Source organism: Brevundimonas sp. (genome assembly GCF_031412435.1).
In the GTDB taxonomy this organism is placed as follows: domain Bacteria; phylum Pseudomonadota; class Alphaproteobacteria; order Caulobacterales; family Caulobacteraceae; genus Brevundimonas.
On sequence record NZ_JANODA010000056.1, the window covers coordinates 1 to 20,355 of the forward strand.

The following is a 20,355-nucleotide window of genomic DNA, read 5'->3' on the forward strand; positions in this document are numbered from 1 at the left end:
TGGTCGCGGGGTCATAGGCGTTCGCGCCGGGCGGAACGGCCGCGGCGTCGGTGGCTTCAGCCGAGACCAGTTGGCTGGACTTGATGTTGGCGTTCAGCTGGATACGGGTGGTGGCTTCCGCCGTGCCGCCGACCGAGCCGACGTTGATCGACTTCAGCTTGCCGAGATCGGACGGGTCGCGCGTGATGCCGCCTTCGGAGTCGACCGGCCAGCCCTGGAGATAGAGGCCGGCGGTGTTCTTCAGAAAGCCGAAGTCGTCCACGCGGAAGGCGCCGGCGCGGGTGAACAGGCGGGCGTCGCCGGCGTCCAGGCCCTCGGCCTTTTCGGTCGTGACGAAGAAGCCCTGGCCCGTGATGCCGAGGTCGGTCGAGGAGGTCGTGCGCTGAAGCTGGCCGGCCTGGGAGATGTAGTTGCGGGTGTTGGCCAGAACGCCGCCGGCGGAATAGCCGGCGCCCTGGTTCTGGGCGTTGACGACGGTCGAGAACTCGGCGGCAGTGCGCTTGTAGCCGACCGTGTTCACGTTCGCGATGTTCTGCGAGATCGCAGCCAGGGCGGCGGAGTTGGCGGTCAGGCCGGACACGCCAGCCAGAAGGGCGGAATTGATGCTCACGGCGTGGGCTCCTTAGGAAAGCAACTTGAGGGGGTTCAGGGCGGAGGCGATGCGGGCGGCGAGGCTGGCCTCGCTGTCTTCGGCGCCTTCGGGGGCGGCGTCTGCGGCGACGTGATCCTGCAGTCCGAAGACGCTGGAGACAGGCACGATCGAGTTGCCGATGGTGAGGTAGGGGACGCCGTCGTACATCTCGACGCCGGTGACGCGTCCACGGGTCAGGACCTGGGAGTCGACGGTGGCCGTGCCGTTCTTGGCGGTGATCTTCAGCGAGTAGACGCCGCCGTCGGGCAGCTGGCCGCCGGCGGTGGTCTTGCCGTCCCACACAAAGTCGTGGGTTCCGGTGGTGCGGTCCGGAGCGGGGCCGGTCCAGACGACCTTGCCAGTCGAGTCCAGCACTTCGAGCCTGGCTTCCGAGGCCGAGGCGCCGAGTTCGTAGGACCAGGTCGCCGAGCCTTCGTCGAGCTTGGTCACCGCCCATGCCGCCGTAGCGTCCTTGCCGATGTAGTTGGACGCGCCGCCCAGACCGCCACCCTGCTGGGCCTCCAGGAGGCTGGTCAGCAGGTCATTGGTGAGCAGTTGTTGCTCGACGCCGGTCATCTGCGTCAGCTGTGCCGTGAATTCGTTGGAGTCGAGCGGCGACAGCGGGTCCTGGTTCTTCAGCTGGGCGGTCAGCAGTTGCAGGAAGGTCTCGAAATTCGAGACCATGCTGGTGCGGCTGGTTTCCGTGCGGCTGACCGCTTCGTTGGCGGTGATGGCGTCGACCATAGGGTCAGACCTTCAAATCGACGCGGTCGGGCGTCAGGGTGAGAGGGATCCAGGCTGCAGGCGTCGCCATCCGGTCGGCGTCGGCCTGGAGTCGCGAGGCGGCGCCGAAGGCACGGGCGTTGCGGGGATCGGGCTGGCGGTCGAAGGCAGAGCCGCCCTGTTGGCCGGCGGAGGCGTCGCGCTCGGCGAAGGACAGGGCGTCGTCGGCGACGGTGAAGCCGGCGTCCTGAAGCTGGCGGCGCAGTTCGTCGGCCCGGCCGCGCAGCTCGGTGGCGGCCAACGGATTGTCGAAGGCCATCCTGGCGATGAGCTTGCCGTCCGCGTCGATGTCGAGGCTGACGTCGACCTGGCCGAGGCCCTCCGGGGTCAGCGCCATCTCGAAACGGGTCGAGCGACCTTCCAGCTTGCGCACGATCTGGGCGGCGATCTGGGCCGTCGTCTCGATGGTGGCGCGAGAAAGGGTGGAGAGGGCTGGCGATACGGCGGTCTCGGCGGGGCGGGCCTCTGTGGTCTGGGTCGCCGTACCGAGCGGAGCCGAGGCGGTCTCGTCCGTGCTTGCCAGGGCGGGGGCCGCGGCGGACGCGGCAGGCGGGGCGGGTCGGGCCGAGGCGGCTGAAGTCGAAGTGGAAGTCGTGGCGGCCGGGGCGGCGGCCTGCGGGCCATCCGACCGGGTCGAAGCATCCGGATCGTCGGCAGCGCTGGTCCGGGCTTCGGCGCGGGTCGACTGGGCGCGATCGATCACGTCGCGGGTGCGGGGCGCATCGACGGAAGCGGCCGGAGCCTCGACCGGCGCGACAGTGGCGGCGGCCGGCGTGGCTTCCGCAGGGGCGGCCTCGGCGGAGGTCGAGATGTCAGCGGCGGACTTCGCCGGAGGCGGCGCCACGGCCGCTGAGGCGCGCGCGGCGGGCACGGCGGTCGGAGCTGCGGCAGGCATGGGGGCGGCGGCCCTGGCCTGTTCCGCCTGAAGGGCCGCGAGATCGGGCTGGTCGGCTGGAGCGGGTGCGGAGGGCGTGGCATCGGTGTCGACAGCAGGCGCCGCTCCAGTTGCTGTGCGGGGCTGATCACCCGGCGTGGGTGCGGGGACCAGGGTGTTGTCGTCGGCGAGAGGAGCCGTTCCGGCCGCCGCCTCGGGCTGGTCCATGGGCGTGGGCGCGGGAAGAGCGATGTCGCCAGATGGCGCGGGCGACGCCTCCGCCTTGGGGGCAGGGGCGGCGGCGGCGGCTTCCGTCGGCGCAACCTCGACGACGGCGGGAACGGAGGGGACGGTCGGCGTGACCGGGGCGGCGAGGAGCATCTCGTCCGTGACGGGAGCGGTATCGACCACGGTTTCGGCAGCGGTGTCTTCGACCGGGGAGGGGACGGTTTCCGCCTCGCTCTTCGAAGGGGTGGGGGCGGGCGTTTTGGCGGGGGGCTCCGGCGGTGCGGTCTCATCCAGGATGGCGCCGAAGTCGGCGTCAGACGTCGCCGCGCCGCGCTTGGGAGCGGCGGTGTGGCCCACGGAGGGCGCGGCTGGGATGGCGAGGCTGGGCGCGGACATGCGGCGGCAGGCAATTCTGGACTGGAGGACGGGGGCGCCTGCTGCGCCGGAACATTCGGATGGGCCGTCGCAAGGGTTGGGCCACACGCCCGGCTGGGACCCATCTCCCTGTATTTCCGACGAAAACCCGCCAATTGTCCCGGCAGGTCAGGTGGGCGACATCGACGTTTCTTGCCGCGCAAAAGTCGCTTTTTGCCCGGCGCCTTTCCAAGACCTTTCCGAGTGCGGATCCTCCATCCGAAATCTGGCCCGCCAATTGCGACCTGAATCGTCATGAGCCAGTCGCGTCCAGTGATGTTCAAGAGAATCAAGGCGTTGCCGAACGTGCCTCTGCACGCGGCTGGGCAAGACACGCAGCCTGCCGGGCAGGGCTTGCCGGGCGGAGGGTTAATCGGATGAGCCTGAGCACCATCCTGAACATCGCCAACTCGGGCCTGCAGACGGCTCAGACGCAGTTGCGCGTGGTTTCGGATAACGTCTCCAACGTCAACACGCCGGGCTACGTTCGCAAGATCGCCGATCAGGTCTCGCTGACGACCCAGGGCGTCGGTTCGGGCGTCGAGGTGGCGCGGGTCCGCATCGCCACGGACCGGTTCCTGCAGGCCGCGTCGCTCAGCGCCGGGGCCGAGGCCAGCCGCCAGGGCGTGCGCTATGAACTGTATGACCGGATCCAGTCGCTGTTCGGCGACCCGGGCGGGGACACCGGATTCTTCTCCCAGATCGACGACGTCTTCTCGGCCTTCGCCGTGGCGGCCGAGGACGCCGTGTCCAGCCCACGCCGCCAGGACGCCCTGTTCAAGACCCAGGCGATCTTCGACGAGGCGGGCCGCATCTCAGGCCAGATCCAGGCTGTGCGCGAGGATGCCGACGGCCGGATCCAAAGCGGCATCGAGAAGGCCAACAGCCTGCTGCAGCAGATCGAAACGCTGAACGTCGACATCGCCAGGGCCACGGTGCTGAACGGAGACGCGTCCGGCGCCCAGACGCAACAGGCACGGCTGGTCGACGAACTGTCCAGCCTGATGGACGTGCAGGTGTCGCAGCGCTCGGTCGGCGGTGTGTCGATCCGCACCGGCGCCGGCATCCTGCTGGCCGGCGCGGGCGCGGCGACGCTGGAGTACCACCGCGCGGGTACGGTCAATGCCGAGACCAGCTTCAACGAGATCTGGGTCACTGAACCGGGCGGCACCAAGCGCGCTTTCGCCGACGGACTGAAGAGCGGTGAGATCAAGGGGCTGCTGGAACTGCGCGACGTCGATTCGCCTCAGACAGCGGAACGGCTGGCCGAACTGGTCACCCACGTCGCCGACGAACTGAACCGGGCGCACAACGCCAACTCGGCGGTGCCGCCGCCCACGACCCTGACCGGCAAGAACGTGGGGCAGGATCTGACGACCGCCCTGACGGGGTTCACTGGCGGGACGACGATCGCGGTGGTCAATCCCACGACAGGCGCGATCGCCACGCGCGCGGACATCGTCTTCTCGGGTTCGACCTTCACCATCAATGGCGGGGCGGCCACGCCGATCGCCAACTTCCTGACCAGCCTCAACACGACACTGGGCGGGGCCGCGACGGCGAGCTTCGCCGGCGGCAAGCTGAGCATCACGGCGGCGGGCGTGAACGGCGTCGCCATCGGAGACAGCGCCACGACGCCGAGCGCCAAGGCCGGGCGCGGCTTCTCCCACTATTTCGGGATGAACGATCTGATCTCGAGCGAGCGCCCGGCGCTCTACGACATGGGGATGACGACCACGTCGGCCCACGGCTTCACCGCCGGCGAGACGCTGAGCTTCCGGTTCACCGCCGAGAGCGGCGCCAGGATCCGCGACATCCAGGTGGCGGTCCCGGCCGGCGGGACTGTAGGCGACCTGCTGACCGCCCTGAACAGCACCGTGACCGGCGTCGGCCGCTATGGCTCCTTCGCCATGGATGCGTCTGGCGAGATGAAGTTCACGCCGCTGGGTGATCCGGCGCCGCGCATGAGCGTGCTGGAAGACACCACGACCCAGATCCCGTCGGGCGTGTCGGCCACCGAGCTGTTCGGGCTGGGCGGCGGGGTGCGGGCATCGCGCGCGGACGGCTTCAAGGTGCGGACCGACATTCAGCAGAGCCCGTCGAAACTGGCGCTGGCGCAGTTGAACCTGTCTGCCTTGGCGGGGACGGCGGCGCTGAGCTCGGGCGACGGACGCGGGGCGCTGGCCCTGGCCGATGCGGGTCAGAAGACGGTGAGGTTCTCGGCTGCCGGGGACAGCCCGGGCGGCAATCTGTCGGTGTCGCGCTATGCGTCCGAACTGTCCGGCGAGATCGGCGGCAAGGCGCAGGCGGCCAAGAGCCGTCAGGCCAGCGCCCAGGCCCTGTCCACCGAGGCCGACGCGCGTCAGCAGAACCATGAGGGGGTGAACCTGGATGAGGAGCTGGTGCTGATGACCACCTATCAGCAGGCCTTCAACGCCTCGGCCCGGATGATCCAGGCCGCCAAGGACATGTACGACACGCTTCTGGGGATGATCTGATGAGCCGGGTTTCGACGAACGGAAACTATCAGTCGGCGCTGCTGAACCTGATGCAGGCGCAGCAGGCCCAGAACGATGCGGGCGAGCGGGTCCAGACGCGCAAGAACGCCACCGACATGGAAGGCTTCGGCCGCGGGGCCGAGACCCTGACGGCGCTCAAGGGCGCCGCAGCGCGGGTACAGGGTTTCCTCAACACCGGCGAGGCCGTGGCGGCTCGGCTGGAGGCCCAGGATCTGGCCATAAACCAGGTCGCCGACGCGCTGGGCGCTGCCCGCCAAGCAATAGGCAGCGTGCTGGCCTCGGATTCGATGGCGACCCTGATGCTGGACCTCGAAGGCCAGTTCCAGACGGTGACCAACGGGCTGAACTATCGCCATCAGGGCGGCTATCTGTTCGCCGGCGCCGACACGACCAATGCGCCGGTCGGGGTGGCGACCCTGACCGAGCTGGCCGCCGCGCCGACGGTGGCCTCGACCCTCGGCAACGACCAGATCAAACAGGTGTCGCGTATCGCGGAGAACACCTCGGTCGAGACAGGCTACCTGGCGGACGGCTTCACCTTCACCGAAGCGGACGGGGTCACCAAGAGCCACATTTTCCAGATCTTCCGGGACATCAAGGCCTATAGTGACAACCCGGCGACGGGGCCGCTGACAGGCAAGCCGACCGAGGCGCAGAAGACCTTTCTGACCGCCCAGCTCAAGCGGCTGGAGAGCGCTTCGACCTCGACCATCGACGCGGCGGCGAAGAACGGTTCCCTCGCCAACCGGCTCGACCAGATCAAGACAAGCCATGAGGCCCAGCAGCTGTCGCTGGAGAAGCTGGTATCCAGCCGAACAGACGTCGATCCGCTCAAGGCCGTGACGGACCTGCAGCTCTCGCAGGTGGCGGTGCAGGCGTCGGCCCAGGTGGTGGCGCAGCTCAGTGAAGTCTCTCTGTTGAATTTCCTGAGATAAGTCGGAAGCCCGACTCCCATAAAGCCACGCTGGACGGCGTTCCCGAAAAGGAACATACCATGAACGATGGCGCAGCTGGATCTCAGGAAGAAGCTGTCGGTTCTGGCCGACGCGGCGAAGTACGACGCCTCGTGTTCATCGTCCGGCACGGCGAAACGAGACAGCCGCGGGGGCAAGGGGATCGGCTCCACCGAGGGGATGGGCATCTGCCACGCCTATACGCCGGACGGGCGGTGCGTGAGCCTGCTCAAGATCCTGCTGACCAACTTCTGCATCTACGACTGCGTCTACTGCATCAACCGGGTGTCCTCGAACGTGCAGCGGGCGCGGTTCAGCGTGGACGAGGTCGTCGAGCTGACGCTGAACTTCTATCGCCGGAACTATATCGAGGGGCTGTTCCTCTCGTCGGGGATCATCCGCAGCGGCGACTACACGATGGAACAGCTGGTGCTGGTGGCCAAGAAGCTGCGCGAGGAGCACGACTTCCGTGGCTACATCCACCTGAAGCTGATCCCCGAGGCGGATCCGAAGCTGGTCGAAGAGGCCGGGCTCTACGCTGACCGGCTGTCGGCCAATATCGAACTGCCGCGCGACGAGGCCATGGGCCGGTTCGCGCCGCAGAAGGACGTCGGCGTCATCAAGAAGGCGATGGCGAACGTCCGGCTCAAGGTCGAGGCGGCCAAGCCGCAGAAGGGGGACAAATTCCGCCCGCAGAAGTTCGCACCTGCAGGGCAGTCGACCCAGTTGATTGTTGGCGCAGATGGAGCCCCGGACACCGAAATTCTGGATCGATCGGCGTCTCTCTACGGCGGATACGGACTGCGCCGGGTCTATTATTCGGCGTTCAGCCCCATTCCGGATTCAAGCTCGGCCCTGCCGGTGTCGAAGCCGCCTCTGATGCGGGAGCACCGGCTGTACCAGGCGGACTGGCTGATGCGGTTCTACGGGTTTTCGGCCCCGGAGATTTCTGAGGCCTCGACCGGGGGGATGCTGGACCTGGCGATCGACCCCAAGCTGGCTTGGGCGCTGAATCAGAGGGCGCAGTTCCCCGTCGATGTGAACACAGCGCCGCGCGAGATGCTGCTGCGTGTGCCGGGGCTGGGGGTGAAGTCGGTCAATCGGATGATTTCGGTTCGGCGGTACCGGACGCTGAGGCTGGAGGACATCGCGCGGCTGTGCCGGGGGATCGACAAGGTGCGGCCGTTCATCACCACGCTGGACTGGACCCCGGGCGGGCTGACGGACGCGGTCGATCTACGGCAGCGGCTTGTGGGTGAGCCGAAGCCTGAGCAACTGAGCCTGTTCTGATGCCGACGGCGGAGGTGGCGCACGAGACGGATTTCGAGGGGTGGCGGAAGGCCGCCCGGGCGTTCCGGCTGGCGGGGGTGGATCCGGCGGCGGCGCGGTTCGCGGTGGAGGGTTCGTCTGGCGCCGGGTCCTTGTTTGACCCCGGGCCCGAAAACCCGGGTCCCGGCGTTCGCGGGGATGCAGGCGGGGAGAGTGGGTTCACCGTCCCCAAGGCGTTCGTGGACGTCGCGCAGGAGGTGATACTGCATCGGTCCGCCGACCGGTTCGACCTGATGTACCGGCTGCTGTGGCGGCTGAGGGCCGAACCGGATCTGATGAAGGTCGTGTCGGATCGCGATGTCGCCGACGCGATGGAGCGCGCCAAGAACGTGAGCCGGGCCTCGCACAAGATGAAGGCCTTCGTCCGCTTTCGGGCGGTTCAGGACGAGGCGGGCGAGGCGTTCGTCGCCTGGTTCGAGCCCGCGCATCGGGTGCTGGAGAAGACTGCGGGATTCTTCGTTCGACGCTTCACGACGATGCGGTGGTCGATCCTGACGCCGGACGGATCGTGCTTCTGGGATGGCGAGGCGCTGACGTTCGGACCGCCGGCCAGCGCCGCCGATGCGCCGCAGGACGACGAGATCGAGGAGTTCTGGAAGACCTACTATGCGTCGACCTTCAACCCGGCGCGGCTGAAGGTTCAGACGATGCAGGGCGAGATGCCGAAACGGTACTGGAAGAACCTGCCCGAGGCTTCGCTTATCCCGAAGCTGATTGCCGCGTCGCGCGCGCGTACCGAAGTCATGGTCGCCAGTTCGCCTACCGAACCCAACGCCCGTCTGGCCAAGGCTATCGCGCGAAGCGTCCGGGACGGGTCATACGAGGAAGGGTTCGTCGCTTCGGACCTGAATGAGCTGAAGCATGGCGTGCAGGCCTGTCGCCGGTGTCCTCTCTATCAGGATGCGACCCAGGGCGTGTGCGGCGAGGGCCCCAGGGCGGCCAGGCTGATGATCGTGGGCGAGCAGCCGGGCGACCAGGAGGATCTGGCAGGGCGGCCGTTCGTCGGACCGGCGGGGCAGGTGCTGGACGCGGCGCTGGAAGAGGCGGGGATCGATCGGGCCGAGGTCTACGTCACCAATGCGGTGAAACACTTCAAGCATGAGCCGCGCGGCAAACGGCGGCTTCACAAGACGCCGACGACCAACGAGGTCTCGGCCTGCCGCTGGTGGCTGGATCAGGAGCGGCGGCTGGTGCGGCCCAAGGTGACACTGGCCCTCGGCGGCACGGCGGCTCTCGGCGTGCTGAACCGCAAGGTGGCGGTAACGCAGGAACGAGGTCAGCGGCTGTCGCTGCCGGATGGATCGGCGGCGATGATCACGGTGCATCCTTCCTATCTGCTGCGCATTCCCGACGCGGCGGCGAGGGTGCGCGAGCGGGCGACTTTCATTCGTGATCTGAAGGCCGTTCGGGAGCTCCTATGACTTGCGTAACGGCTGTTGCCGAACGATGACGGCACATCTTCCATACGGTTTCGACACGGCTATCGGGCATGGGCGATTCGCCCGGGCTCGTCTAAGGGTGGGCGTATGAGGACGGCTGATTTCCACATCGAGGACGCCAAGGGCGGCGCGACCGTGCTCAAGCTCACGGGCGACTGGACGACCATGGGGATCAACCAGACCGCCATCCGGCTGGGCGAAAACCTGGAAGGCGTCAGTATCGACCATGTCGATCTGAGCGAACTGGGCAGGTTCGATACGGCCGGCGCCCTGGCTCTGGTACAGGCGTCGAACTTCGCCATGCCCGCCAACGCCTTCGACACCCGTCCCGAGGCCGGGCGCATCTATGCAATGGTCGAGACGCTGGAACGCCAGAGCGCCGAGCCGCCGAAACGCCAGGCGCCGCTGGTGCGCATCTTCGCCAAGATCGGCCACGGGGTGCACGACGCGGCGGCCGAGATGCTGCTGTCGATGGCCTTCCTGGGTCGATTGATGGGGGCGACGGGTTCGGCCGTCCGGCATCCCGGCGCGATCCGCTGGCCGGCCTGGATCAGTCAGGTCGAGCGGTCGGGCCTGGATGCCCTTCCGATCATCGCCGTGACCAACTTCTTCATCGGCTCCGTCATCGCCTTCCTGGGGGCAGACCTGCTGACCCAGTTCGGGGCCGGGGTGTTCACGGTGCAACTGGTCGCCGTGGCCGTCCTGCGGGAATTGGCCGTTCTGATCACTGCGATCCTGCTCGCGGGCCGCTCCTCCTCGTCGTTCGCGGCCGAGATCGGCTCGATGCGGATGAACCAGGAAGTCGACGCGATGCAGGTGATGGGCGTCAACCCCTTCCAGGCTCTGGTCATCCCGCGCCTTGCCGCCATGCTCGCCATGGTGCCCTTGCTGACCTTCGTCGGCATGGTCTCGGGCTTCCTGGGGGGCATGCTGGTCGTCTGGAGCCAGCTCGATTACGGCCCGGCCTTCTTCCTGCAGCGTGTCAGCGAAGATCCGAACATGGGGACGCACCTGATGGTCGGCCTGGTCAAGGCGCCGGTGTTCGCCGTGGTCATCGCCGCCATCGGTTGCCGTCAAGGCATGGCCGTCGCCGGGGACGTGGAAAGCCTCGGACGGCGAGTGACGGCGGCGGTGGTGCAGGCGATTTTCGCCATCATCGCCCTCGACGCCGTTTTCGCCCTGATCTTCCTGGAGCTGAACCTGTGAAGGCGGTCCGAACGACGGCAGGCGCGGCCAACGACGCGCCGAACGTCAAAAAGCCGGAGGTTCTGATCGAGGTGCGTGGTTTGCTGAGCCAGTTCGGTGAGCAGGTCATTCACAAGGACCTCGAACTGGATGTCGTGCGAGGCGAGGTCCTCGGCGTCGTGGGAGGGTCCGGCACCGGCAAGACGGTGCTGCTGAACTCCATCATCGGCCTGAAGGAGCCCGAGGGCGGCTCCATCAGGATTTTCGGCCATGATGTTGGCGGGGCGACCGACGCGGAGCGCGCGGACATGGAGCGGCGCACAGGCGTTCTCTTCCAGCAGGGGGCACTGTTCTCGTCACTGACCGTGCTCGAGAACGTGGCCTCGCCGATGGTCGAGCACACGAAACTGCCGAAGGAGACGATCCGCGAACTGGCCGAGATGAAGATCGCCATGGTCGGGTTGAAGCCGGAGTCGCATCACCAGAAGCCGGCCGAGCTGTCGGGCGGGATGCGGAAACGTGTCGGCCTGGCCCGCGCCCTCTCGCTGGATCCGGAACTGATCTTCCTGGACGAGCCTACGGCGGGCCTGGACCCGATCGGGGCGGCGGCCTTCGACGAGCTGATCCGCAAGCTGTCCGACGACCTGGGGCTGACCGTCTTCATGATCACCCACGATCTCGATAGTCTCTACGCCATCTGCGACAAGGTGGCGGTGCTGGCGGACAAGCGGGTTATCGAAAAGACCACGGTGCAGGAGCTGGAGAAATCCGACCACCCGTGGATCAAGGAATACTTCCTGGGGCCGCGCGGTCGCGCAGCCACCAAGGCGGCTTAGGACGAGACCGAGATGGAAAGAGACGCACATTACGCCGCCGTGGGCATAGCCACCGTCGCCCTGCTGGCGGCGCTGGCGGTGTTCGCCATCTGGCTGGCCCGGCTGCAGTTCAACGACGACTACGACATCTATGACATCGTATTCTACGGGCCGGTGCGGGGATTGTCCGAAGGCGGCGAAGTTCACTTCAACGGCATCCGGGTGGGCGAGGTCACCGACCTGAACCTGGACCCAGACAAGGGCGATCAGGTCATCGCACGCGTTCGGCTGAACAGCACGACGCCGGTGCGGGTCACCTCGCGCGCCCAGTTGGAGCCGCAGGGCATTACGGGCCTGAACTACATCCAGATCACGGCCGGCACGGACGGCAGCGCCCTGCTGAAGACCCAGTATCCGGACAATGTCGTGCCCGTGATCCAGTCACAGCCCTCGCCGATCGCGGAGCTGCTGTCGGGTTCGGGCACGGTGCTGGCCCAGACGGTGGATGCGCTCAACCGGATCAACCGGGTGCTTTCGGACGACAACATCCGCAGCTTCTCGACCAGCGTGCGTAACGTCGAGGCGCTTTCGACCGAACTCGAAGCCCGCAAGGGGATGTTCGAGGACCTCGAGAAGGCGCTGGAGAACGCCAACGGCGCCATCGTCGAGTATCGCGCCCTGGGTGTCGATGCGCGCCGTCTGGTCAATGAGGATGGGGCGGCCGCGGTTCGGAATATCAACGAGGCGACCGCCGATGCGCGCGAGGCGATCGCCTCGATCAACCGCACGGCCAACGCCATCGAGGGACCGGCCGGTGAGTTCGCGACGACCGGCGTGCCGCAGCTGCTCGAGGCGATCCAGGGCCTGCAAGAGGCGACGGGATCCCTGCAGGGTCTGGTGGACGATGTCCGATCCAGTCCCCGTGACTTCATCTCCCGCGCGCCGTCCCAGGAACTGGAGGTCCAGCCGTGATCCGCACCCTCGCTCTCGCGGCCGTCGCCGCCCTGTCCCTGTCCGGATGCGCCCTGCTATCATCGCCGGACCCGGTACAGCTGTATCGTTTCGGCGCGGCCGGGCCAGTCGCGACGCCCGTGGCCTCACCGGTCCAGGTCAAGCTTCGCGCGCTGGAGATGCCTCAGGCCGCCCAGGGCGACCGGTTGCTGGGCATTACCGGCTCGGAGGCGGCTTATATCGCCGGCGCGCGCTGGGTCTCGCCGGCCCTGATGCTCTACAGCGACGCGCTGGAGGCCAGCTTCGCCTCGCAGGCGCGGGCGGTCCGGCTTATCGGACGGCGCGAGCTGACGCCGACGACGCGGCTGCTGGATGTCGATGTTCATGCGTTCGAGACGCGCTACGAATACGCGGGCGGAGCGCCGACTGTGGTGATCATCGCGCGGGCCCGGCTTCTGCGCTTCCCGGAGCGGACCGTGGTGGCGGAACAGACCTTTACGGTCAGCCAGCCAGCCGGCGAGAACCGGCTCGCGACCATCGTCGAGGCCTATGATGTGGCGACGCGGGACCTGAACACTCAGATCGTGGCCTGGACCGACGCGAACGCGACGACAAACTAGGCTGCCAGGGCGATTGTCGTCTGAGCCGGCGCCACCCGGGCGTCGAGCTCGGCGCGGCGGCCCTGCGCGGCCGAGAGCGCACGGCCTGCGGCGTCGATGCGGTCGGTCAGGGCGGATGTGGCCTGCGACAGGCGGACACGGTCCGGGGTGATCTTTTTCGGGCGTTTGCCCGCCAGGCCGAGGGCGTCCTGCCAGTCGGCGCGCCAGGCCTCTACGCCGTCGCAGACCTGTTTCAGGGCCGTCGGGGTGCGGCAGTCGGCGTTCTGGGCCGCGCGCAGCAGGGGCAGGCGGCCGATGGCTGTGGCGCGCAGGGCTTCGAGTGCGGTCAGCCGGGTTTCCAGCGGATGGGGCAGGGACGCGACGGGCGCGGGCGTGTGAACGGGTTCGGGATCGGGGTCGCTCTGGAGTTCGGCCTCAGGCTCGGGCGCGGTTTCGGGTTCTGGCTCGGCAGAGGCTTCAGCCGCGAGTTCCACGACATCGACGGGCTCGGCGACGTCAGTCAGGACGACAGTTTCTGGCGACTCGACCGCTTCCGACAGAACGGGCGCAGAGCCCCCTGCGTCGGCCTCGACTTCGGGTTCGACCTCAGCTCCTGAGCCTGCGGCCTCCGGGGTTTCGCCAAGCGCCTCGACCGGGCCGTCGACCGGCGCCGGTGAGAACTCCGCGCCCGCTTCGGCAATAGTCTCTACCGGCTGGAGGGCGTCCCCGGCCGGTTCGGGCGCCGCGCTCTCCGCAACACGCTCCATGACAGGCGCGACGGCCTCGTTCGCCAGCCAACTGCGGGCGGCGACGATGTGGGCGTCGAGTTCGGCGATGGCCTCGCGGGTTTCGGACCAGAGAGTCTCCAGCGCCGTGTCCCTGCGCGCGAGGACGGCGACGCGCTCACCGATGTCGGCGGCGGCCTGGGTGACGGCGGAGTCGGCGGAAGCATAGCCGGCACGGAAGGCCTTCAGACGCTTGCTCCGGCTGTCGAACAGTCCGGCGAGGCCGCTGCGCGGTACGAGCCGGGCCGGGTCGAGGCCGGCGACATGGTCGCGGATGTGATCGAGCAGCAGGCGGCATTCACCCAGGTCGCCGGTGCGTGTTTCGGCCAGGGCGCGGTCGTTCAGCGAGGCGAGTGCGGCGCGCGCGCTCTCGCCGAATGCAACGCAGGTCTCCGGCTCGTCGACGATGGTGTAACGGATCGCGGCCACGCGCGCGGGATCCGGCTTCGGCGCGCCGCCCGGCGGACTGATCGACACCGCAACACCCATATCACCCTCCGTTCCGACCCCCTCAGGCCGGTCCCGGATTAACTATGCCGCAGCTTTCAGGGATTGGGAAACGGTGTAGGTCGCCTCGGTCTTTGCGGCGACCTCGTCCAGCGTCACGCCCTCGGCCAGTTCGATCAGCTCCAGGCCCGCGCCGTCCGGCTTCACGTCGAAGACGGCGAGGTCGGTGATGATACGGCTGACCACGCCCGTGCCGGTCAGGGGCAGGGTGCAGGCCTTCAGGACCTTGGACTGGCCGTGCTTGTTGGCGTGCTCCATGACGACGACGACGCGCTTCACGCCCGCGACCAGGTCCATGGCGCCGCCCATCCCCTTCACCAGCTTGCCCGGGATCATCCAGTTGGCGATGTCGCCGTTCTCGGCCACTTCCATGGCGCCCAGGATCGACAGGTTGATGTGGCCCCCGCGGATCATGGCGAAGCTGTCGGCCGAGGAGAAATAGCTGCTCTCGGGGATCTCGGTGATCGTCTGCTTGCCGGCGTTGATCAGGTCGGGATCGACGTCCTCATCGTAGGGGAAGGGACCCATGCCGAGCATGCCGTTCTCGGACTGGAGGGTCACCTCGATGCCGGCCGGAATGTAGTTGGCCACCAGGGTCGGGATGCCGATGCCCAGGTTCACATAGAAGCCGTCCTCAAGTTCACGGGCGGCGCGGGCGGCGAGCTGGTCGCGGGTGCGGGGCATCTCAGATTACTCCGAAGGGGACAGGGGCAGGGGGCTGACGCCCCGGTCGGCGAAGACGCGCTTGGCGACGCGCAGGGCGTTGGTGGCGGCGGGGAAGCCCGCATAGATCGCGACCTGCATCAGGGCTTCGACGATCTCTTGCGGCGTCACGCCGACCGAGAGGGCGCCGTTGATGTGACCCTTCAACTGGTCGGCAGGATGGCCGAGGGCGGCCAGGGCGCCGAGGGTGACGAACTGGCGGCTCTTCGGATCGAGACCGGGGCGGCTCATCATCTCGCCGTAGCCGAACTCCACCATCATGTCGGCGAAGTCGGGGGCGATGGGGGCCATGCCCTTGCGCAGGGCGGCTTCGAGGCCCGGATCCAGGGTCTGCATGTAGGCCGCGCCGCGCTCGGCGCGTTCGGCGGTCATATCAGGCGTCCGCGTGCTGGCGGATGGTGCGTTGTTCGATCCGCTTTTCGAACGTCCCCAGGATGATGCGATCGACATAGATGCCGGGCGTGTGGATGTGGTCGGCATCGAGGTGGCCGGTCGGGACGATGTGCTCCACCTCGACGACCGTCGTCTTGCCGGCGGTGGCCATCATCGGGTTGAAGTTGCGGGCGGTCTTGCGGAAGATCAGGTTGCCCGCCGCGTCGGCCTTCCAGGCCTTGACGATGGCGAGGTCGGCGACGAGGCCGGTCTCCATGACGTAGTCGCGGCCGTCGAAGTTGCGGACCTCCTTGCCCTCGGTGACCAGGGTGCCGACGCCTGTGGCGGTGAAGAAGGCCGGGATGCCGGCGCCGCCCGCGCGAATGCGTTCAGCGAGAGTGCCCTGCGGATTGAACTCCAGCTGCAGCTCGCCGGCCAGATACTGGCGCTCGAACTCCTTGTTCTCGCCGACGTAGGACGAGATCATTCTGGCGATCTGGCGCGTCTCCAGAAGCTGGCCGAGGCCGAAGCCGTCTACGCCCGCGTTGTTGGAGATGACGGTCAGACCCTTCACGCCCGAGGCCTTCAGCCCTGCGATCAGGTTCTCGGGGATGCCGCACAGACCGAAGCCGCCGGACATGACGGTCATACCGTCGAAGGTCAGGCCTTCCAGCGCCGCAGCGGCGTCGGTGAAGATCTTGCGCATCAGCTTCCTCGTTTTATTTCACCGACAGATGAATATCGGTGGCTTTGACGCTCCATACGGCGGTCGGGGCGCGGGGGCAAGGTAGCGAGGTGACGCGCAGAGCGCCAACGGTAAGCCGACTGCCGGGCGACCTGACGATTTCCGACGGCCGGTTGTTTTCACACAGTTGATGATCTCTGATGCCGAAGGGAGCGAGGGGCTCTGTGGGGACCATGTGATGCGGATCATTCTGGCGCTGGGCGCACTGGCGATCGTCGGCCTGTCGGGCTGCGTCGAGGATCCATACGGCTATGGAGGTTACGGGCCGGGACCGGCCTATGGCGGCGGAACCTACGGCGGCGGCTATGGCGCGCCGGATCCCAGCGCACGGGCCAACTATGGCGAGGAATATCTCAGCGCCGGCTTCGACGACGATCCGCGCACGATTTCCGTGACGTCGGGTGGGGAGATTGATGCGTCCAGCCTGGGCGGGGAATGCGTCGGCATGATCTCGCGGGCGCCGGACTTCCAGCTGACCTACGACGCCGGCAGCCTGCCGCTGACATTCGGGGTGTCGAGCTATCAGGACGCGACCCTGGTCATCAACGCTCCGGACGGCAGCTGGTACTGCGACGACGATTCCGGCGGCGGGACCGATCCGGAAGTCAGCTTCTATCGGCCTCAGTCGGGGGTCTATGACGTCTGGGTCGGCGCGTTCGACGGCGACGGCGGGGACGCGGAGCTGTTCATCACCGAGCTTCAGTGATCCGACGGTTGTCTTTAGCTGAGCGATGATATCTGATCCGCCCTGTGCGGATCTGGCGCTCTCATTCGTTTTGATGACGACGCCTCGCACAGGTGGACGACATTATCGCGTATTGGCGACGGGCGTCGCCTCGTCGGGAGGTAGTGCGATGAAGACCGGTCTTGGGTCCGCGGTGGCGCTCGGCGCCGCTTTGGCGCTGTCGGCGGGCGCATCGATGGCGGCGGCGCCGAGCGGGCAAAAGGGTCAGAAGAGCCAGACCCCTTCGGTGGACATCACCCAGAACGCCACCTTCGGCTCGGTCAGCCTGAGCTCCGGCTTCACGCCCGATCCCTATCGCGTCGACATGTATTCCGGCGGCAACGTCGACGCCACCTCGGTCGCCAACGGCTGTGTCGGCATGGTCGCCACAGCCCCGGACTTCGAGTTGACCTATAGCGCAGGCAGTCTGCCGCTGATCTTCGGCGTCACCAGCGACAATGACACGACCCTGGTCATCAATGGGCCGAACGGACGCTGGTATTGCGACGACGACTCGGGCGACGGCACCAATCCGCTGATGTCGATCCCCGATCCGCTGTCAGGCGTGTACGACGTCTTCGTCGGCGCCTATGGCGGCAACGGCGCGGCGGCGCAGCTCTACATCACCGAACTGAACAGCAACGCGATGGGCGGCGGCGACCCGCAGAGCAACTACGCCGGCGCGGTCGATCCTTTCGAGGCGGCCAACTATGGCACGGTGACGCTGAGCGCCGGCTTCACGCCCGATCCGCGAAGGATTTCCATGCGCGCCGGCGGCAGCATCGACGCCCAGAATATCGCTTCCCACTGCCGGGGCTTCGTCACGCGCGCCCCGGACCTCGAGCTGAGCTACAGCGCCGGCAGTCTGCCTCTGATCCTCAGCGTGGAGAGCGCCAGCGACACGACCCTGGTCGTCAACTCACCCGACGGCCTCTGGTACTGCGACGATGACAGCGGCACCAGCGGATCCAACCCGTCGCTGCGCATCGATAATCCGGCGAGCGGCACCTACGACATCTGGGTGGGCACCTACAGCTCGGGCACGAGCCAGCCGGCGCGGCTGGACATCAGCGAGCTCTATTCCAACTAGCCTTAATCCTCGTGCGTGGCGGGAGCGGCATGGCGACGTCGCCAATAGCCGCGCTATAAGCAGATCCTGAGTTTCCCGGTCGGGGTGGGTCGTTTGCGCGCGGGTATCAATGCAGTGACGGCGGCTCTGGTCGTCGGGGTCCTGATCGGTCTGGCGCTGACGCCGGACGGTCGCGGCTGGCTGCGTCGTCCGACCCTGATGCCGGGTGGTGCGGCCAACGCCTCCGCCAGTCCATCGCCGACGACCGTTTCGCCCGCTGCCTTGCCCGCCGCACCGGCCGCGCCCGGACCCGCGTTGACGCCTTTGGCCGCGCGTGCCGCGAGCGGTCATCTGAGGATCGGGGTGTTTGGAGACTCGATGGCCGATGGCCTGTGGACCGGTCTTTATCGCGAGATGCGCGACCAGCCGGGCGTGAGAGTGACCAAGTTCAGCGAGGTCTCAACGGGCCTGAGCCGCTACGACTACGTCGACATCCAGGCCAAGACCGCGCGCCAGATCGCCGAGGAACCGATTGACGCAGCGGTGATCCTGTTCGGCACGAACGACGCCCAAGGCATCAGTATCGACGGCGAGATCCACGACTTCGGCACCGACGGCTGGAAGACTGCCTATGCCAAGCGGGTCGACGACCTAGTGGCGATGCTGCGCGGCCAGAACGTCGCCGTCTACTGGGTCGGGCTTCCGGCGATGAAGCGGGCCAGTTTCGACGCCAGGATGATGCTGATCAACGGTGTCGTTTCGGCGCGGATGGCCGCACTGGGCGTGCCCTATATCGAGACCGAAACGATCACCCAGAACGCCGAGGGCGAGTACGACGCCTACCTGCCGGAGACGGGCACCGGGCGGCGGCGGCTGATGCGGGCCAATGACGGGATTCACATGTCGATGGCCGGCTATCTGCGGATCACCGAGCCGGTGGCCGCGCGGTTGAAGCGGGACGCGGGGCTGGTCAGCCCGGTTGCAGAACCAGCGGCGTGATCCGGGCGATCGCCCTTGTCCTTGGACTGGCGCTGGCGGGATCGGCCGCCGCGCAGGAACGTCCCTATTCGCCTCTGCCTTCGCCCGTCAGCGCGACATGTCCGGGCGGTCTGTGCCAGCCGGAAGGGTTGATCGAGTTCTTTGCCGCGTTCAGCCAGCGCCGGCCGGTGACTATCGTACAGTTCGGCGACAGCCATACGGCGGGCGGGGACATCACACGGTCGCTGCTGTGGCGGCTGCAGACGCGGTTCCAGGGGGCGCCGATCCAGCTTCATGCGCACGGCGTGGTCGGGGCGACGCTGGTCGGCATGGCCGGGCGCGAACACCTGTTCGACGACGGCGAGGCGGGACCTGATCTGATCATCATCGCCTATGGCACCAACGAGGGGTTCGACGAACTGCTGGACCCGCGCGCCTACGAGGCCCTGCTGCGGGGTCAGCTCGAGCGGGTGCGGCAGACTTCGCCCGGGACGTCGATCCTGATCCTGGGCGCGCCCGAGGCGATGCGGGGCGACGGAGGCGGGCGGTGTGCGGGCGACGCCGATCAGCGCTGGAAGGCGCCGGAGATGCTGTCGGTGGTGCGGGATGTGCAGCACCGGGTCGCGGCGTCGACGGGCGTCGCGTTCTGGGACTGGAGGGGCCGTATGGGGGGAGACTGTTCGGCCCACGCCCTGACCCAGGGGGATACGCCGCTGATGCGCGGCGACCATGTGCATTTCACCGGCACCGGCGGCGACTGGATCGGGTCTTTGCTGGCCGCCGACATCATCGCCGCCTACGACCGCCGCCGGGGGGGCGGGTAGAGTGTTGTTCCCGACGCTGGCGTTCGGCGTGTTCTTCCTGTTCGTCTATTTCACCGCCTGGTCGCTGGATCGCGACAACGGGCGGCGCAAGCTGTTCCTGTTGCTGGCCAGCTGGTTCTTCTACGCCCAGTGGGACTGGCGGTTTGTCGGCCTTTTGATCCTGTCGGCGGTGCTGAACTGGGGCGTCGGGGCGCTGATCGCGCGGCAGCCGGGGGCGAAGAAGGCGTGGTTGGTCGCGCTGGGCGTCGCGGTCAATCTGCTGATCCTCGGCTTCTTCAAATACTACGGCTTCTTCATCGAACAGGCCGGCGATCTGCTGATGCGGTTCGGCTGGGAGCGGGACCTGCCGCTGCTGCAGATCGTCCTGCCCGTGGGGATCAGCTTCTTCACCTTCCAGGGCATCAGCTATGTCGTGGACGTGCATCGCGGCAAGACGCCGGCGGCGAAGAGCCTGCTCGACGTCATGCTGCTGATGAGCTTCTTCCCGCACCTCGTGGCGGGACCGATCGTGCGCGCTTCGGACCTGCTGCCGCAGTTCGACCGGACGCCGCGGTTGACGCGGGCGATGGCCACGCACGGCCTGCTGCTGATCGTCTGGGGCCTGTTCAAGAAGACGGTGATCGCATCCGAGATCTCAGTGAACCTGGTCGATCCGGTGTTCTTCGATCCGTCGGCCTATGGAGCCATCGACATCGCGGCGGCGGTCTATGGTTATGCGGTCCAGATCTATTGCGACTTCTCGGCCTATTCGGACATGGCGATCGGGATCGCCGCCCTGCTGGGCTATTCCTTCCCGCGCAACTTTGACCAGCCTTACCGGGCGTCCTCGATGCAGAGCTTCTGGCGGCGCTGGCATATCAGCCTGTCCAGCTGGCTGCGGGACTACCTCTATGTGCCGCTGGGGGGCG

Annotated in this window: 20 protein-coding genes; 13 read left to right on the forward strand and 7 right to left on the reverse strand. The window is 67.4% G+C overall.

Going from position 1 to position 20,355, the window contains the following annotated elements:
- The 3 genes from RMO01_RS11135 to RMO01_RS11145 form a co-directional block, all read right to left on the reverse strand.
- Positions 1-610, reverse strand: a 610-nt coding sequence (locus tag RMO01_RS11135) for a flagellar hook-basal body complex protein (RefSeq protein ID WP_309629123.1), incomplete at its 3' end; no start/stop codon positions are given.
- Between the two features lie 12 nt (positions 611-622).
- The gene (locus RMO01_RS11140) at positions 623-1,375 is read right to left on the reverse strand and encodes a flagellar hook assembly protein FlgD (protein ID WP_309629124.1); all 753 of its coding nucleotides are present in this window, start codon (positions 1,373-1,375) and stop codon (positions 623-625) included.
- A gap of 4 nt (positions 1,376-1,379) precedes the next feature.
- Positions 1,380-2,912 carry a flagellar hook-length control protein FliK gene (locus RMO01_RS11145; RefSeq protein WP_309629125.1) on the reverse strand — a complete coding sequence of 511 codons (1,533 nt, stop codon included), beginning with the start codon at positions 2,910-2,912 and terminating at the stop codon, positions 1,380-1,382.
- Positions 2,913-3,307: 395 nt separating this feature from the next.
- Here RMO01_RS11145 and flgK point away from each other — a divergent pair, with 395 nt between their 5' ends.
- The 8 genes from flgK to RMO01_RS11185 all read left to right on the forward strand — a co-directional run bounded on the left by flgK (position 3,308) and on the right by RMO01_RS11185 (position 12,741).
- Positions 3,308-5,428 carry a flagellar hook-associated protein FlgK gene (gene flgK / locus RMO01_RS11150; protein WP_309629126.1) on the forward strand — a complete coding sequence of 707 codons (2,121 nt, stop codon included), beginning with the start codon at positions 3,308-3,310 and terminating at the stop codon, positions 5,426-5,428.
- Entirely contained in the window at positions 5,428-6,384 is a 957-nt protein-coding gene (locus tag RMO01_RS11155; protein ID WP_309629127.1) for a flagellin, read from the forward strand. The genes flgK and RMO01_RS11155 overlap by 1 nt, the downstream gene beginning before the upstream one ends.
- 66 nt (positions 6,385-6,450) lie before the next feature.
- Positions 6,451-7,692, forward strand: coding sequence for a putative DNA modification/repair radical SAM protein (locus RMO01_RS11160; protein WP_309629128.1), 1,242 nt, complete (start codon positions 6,451-6,453; stop codon positions 7,690-7,692).
- Positions 7,692-9,152, forward strand: coding sequence for a UdgX family uracil-DNA binding protein (locus tag RMO01_RS11165; RefSeq protein ID WP_309629129.1), 1,461 nt, complete (start codon positions 7,692-7,694; stop codon positions 9,150-9,152). Before RMO01_RS11160 ends, RMO01_RS11165 begins: the two co-directional genes overlap by 1 nt.
- 105 nt (positions 9,153-9,257) lie before the next feature.
- Complete coding sequence (locus RMO01_RS11170) at positions 9,258-10,376, forward strand: ABC transporter permease (RefSeq protein ID WP_309629130.1); 1,119 nt, start codon at positions 9,258-9,260, stop codon at positions 10,374-10,376.
- Positions 10,373-11,191, forward strand: a complete 819-nt coding sequence (locus RMO01_RS11175) for an ABC transporter ATP-binding protein (protein WP_409013072.1) — start codon at positions 10,373-10,375, stop codon at positions 11,189-11,191. Before RMO01_RS11170 ends, RMO01_RS11175 begins: the two co-directional genes overlap by 4 nt.
- A gap of 12 nt (positions 11,192-11,203) precedes the next feature.
- Positions 11,204-12,142, forward strand: a complete 939-nt coding sequence (locus RMO01_RS11180) for an MlaD family protein (protein ID WP_309629131.1) — start codon at positions 11,204-11,206, stop codon at positions 12,140-12,142.
- Positions 12,139-12,741, forward strand: coding sequence for an ABC-type transport auxiliary lipoprotein family protein (locus RMO01_RS11185; RefSeq protein WP_309629132.1), 603 nt, complete (start codon positions 12,139-12,141; stop codon positions 12,739-12,741). The genes RMO01_RS11180 and RMO01_RS11185 overlap by 4 nt, the downstream gene beginning before the upstream one ends.
- Here the strand turns inward: RMO01_RS11185 and RMO01_RS11190 are convergent.
- Genes RMO01_RS11190 through RMO01_RS11205 form a run of 4 tightly spaced genes read right to left on the reverse strand, consistent with a single transcriptional unit; the run spans position 12,738 to position 15,813 of the window.
- Positions 12,738-13,994 carry a toxic anion resistance protein gene (locus RMO01_RS11190; protein WP_309629133.1) on the reverse strand — a complete coding sequence of 419 codons (1,257 nt, stop codon included), beginning with the start codon at positions 13,992-13,994 and terminating at the stop codon, positions 12,738-12,740. The genes RMO01_RS11185 and RMO01_RS11190 overlap by 4 nt on opposite strands.
- Positions 13,995-14,036: 42 nt before the next feature.
- Entirely contained in the window at positions 14,037-14,696 is a 660-nt protein-coding gene (locus tag RMO01_RS11195; RefSeq protein WP_309629134.1) for a 3-oxoacid CoA-transferase subunit B, read from the reverse strand.
- Between the two features lie 6 nt (positions 14,697-14,702).
- Positions 14,703-15,107 (reverse strand): carboxymuconolactone decarboxylase family protein, encoded by a 405-nt coding sequence (locus RMO01_RS11200; protein WP_309629135.1) that lies wholly within the window; start codon positions 15,105-15,107, stop codon positions 14,703-14,705.
- Between the two features lies 1 nt (position 15,108).
- Positions 15,109-15,813 (reverse strand): CoA transferase subunit A, encoded by a 705-nt coding sequence (locus RMO01_RS11205; RefSeq protein WP_309629136.1) that lies wholly within the window; start codon positions 15,811-15,813, stop codon positions 15,109-15,111.
- A gap of 217 nt (positions 15,814-16,030) precedes the next feature.
- Between RMO01_RS11205 and RMO01_RS11210 the strand changes: the two genes are divergently transcribed.
- The 5 genes from RMO01_RS11210 to RMO01_RS11230 all read left to right on the forward strand — a co-directional run.
- Entirely contained in the window at positions 16,031-16,558 is a 528-nt protein-coding gene (locus RMO01_RS11210; protein WP_309629137.1) for a peptidase S1, read from the forward strand.
- A 148-nt stretch (positions 16,559-16,706) separates the two neighbouring features.
- On the forward strand, positions 16,707-17,666 hold the full coding sequence (locus RMO01_RS11215; RefSeq protein ID WP_309629138.1) for a peptidase: 960 nt from the start codon (positions 16,707-16,709) through the stop codon (positions 17,664-17,666).
- A 93-nt stretch (positions 17,667-17,759) separates the two neighbouring features.
- Positions 17,760-18,644 carry a DUF459 domain-containing protein gene (locus RMO01_RS11220; RefSeq protein WP_309629139.1) on the forward strand — a complete coding sequence of 295 codons (885 nt, stop codon included), beginning with the start codon at positions 17,760-17,762 and terminating at the stop codon, positions 18,642-18,644.
- A complete protein-coding gene (locus RMO01_RS11225) occupies positions 18,641-19,447 on the forward strand; it encodes a GDSL-type esterase/lipase family protein (RefSeq protein ID WP_309629140.1) in 807 nt (268 codons plus the stop codon). The genes RMO01_RS11220 and RMO01_RS11225 overlap by 4 nt, the downstream gene beginning before the upstream one ends.
- A 1-nt stretch (position 19,448) precedes the next feature.
- Positions 19,449-20,355, forward strand: a 907-nt coding sequence (locus RMO01_RS11230) for an MBOAT family O-acyltransferase (protein WP_309629141.1), incomplete at its 3' end; no start/stop codon positions are given.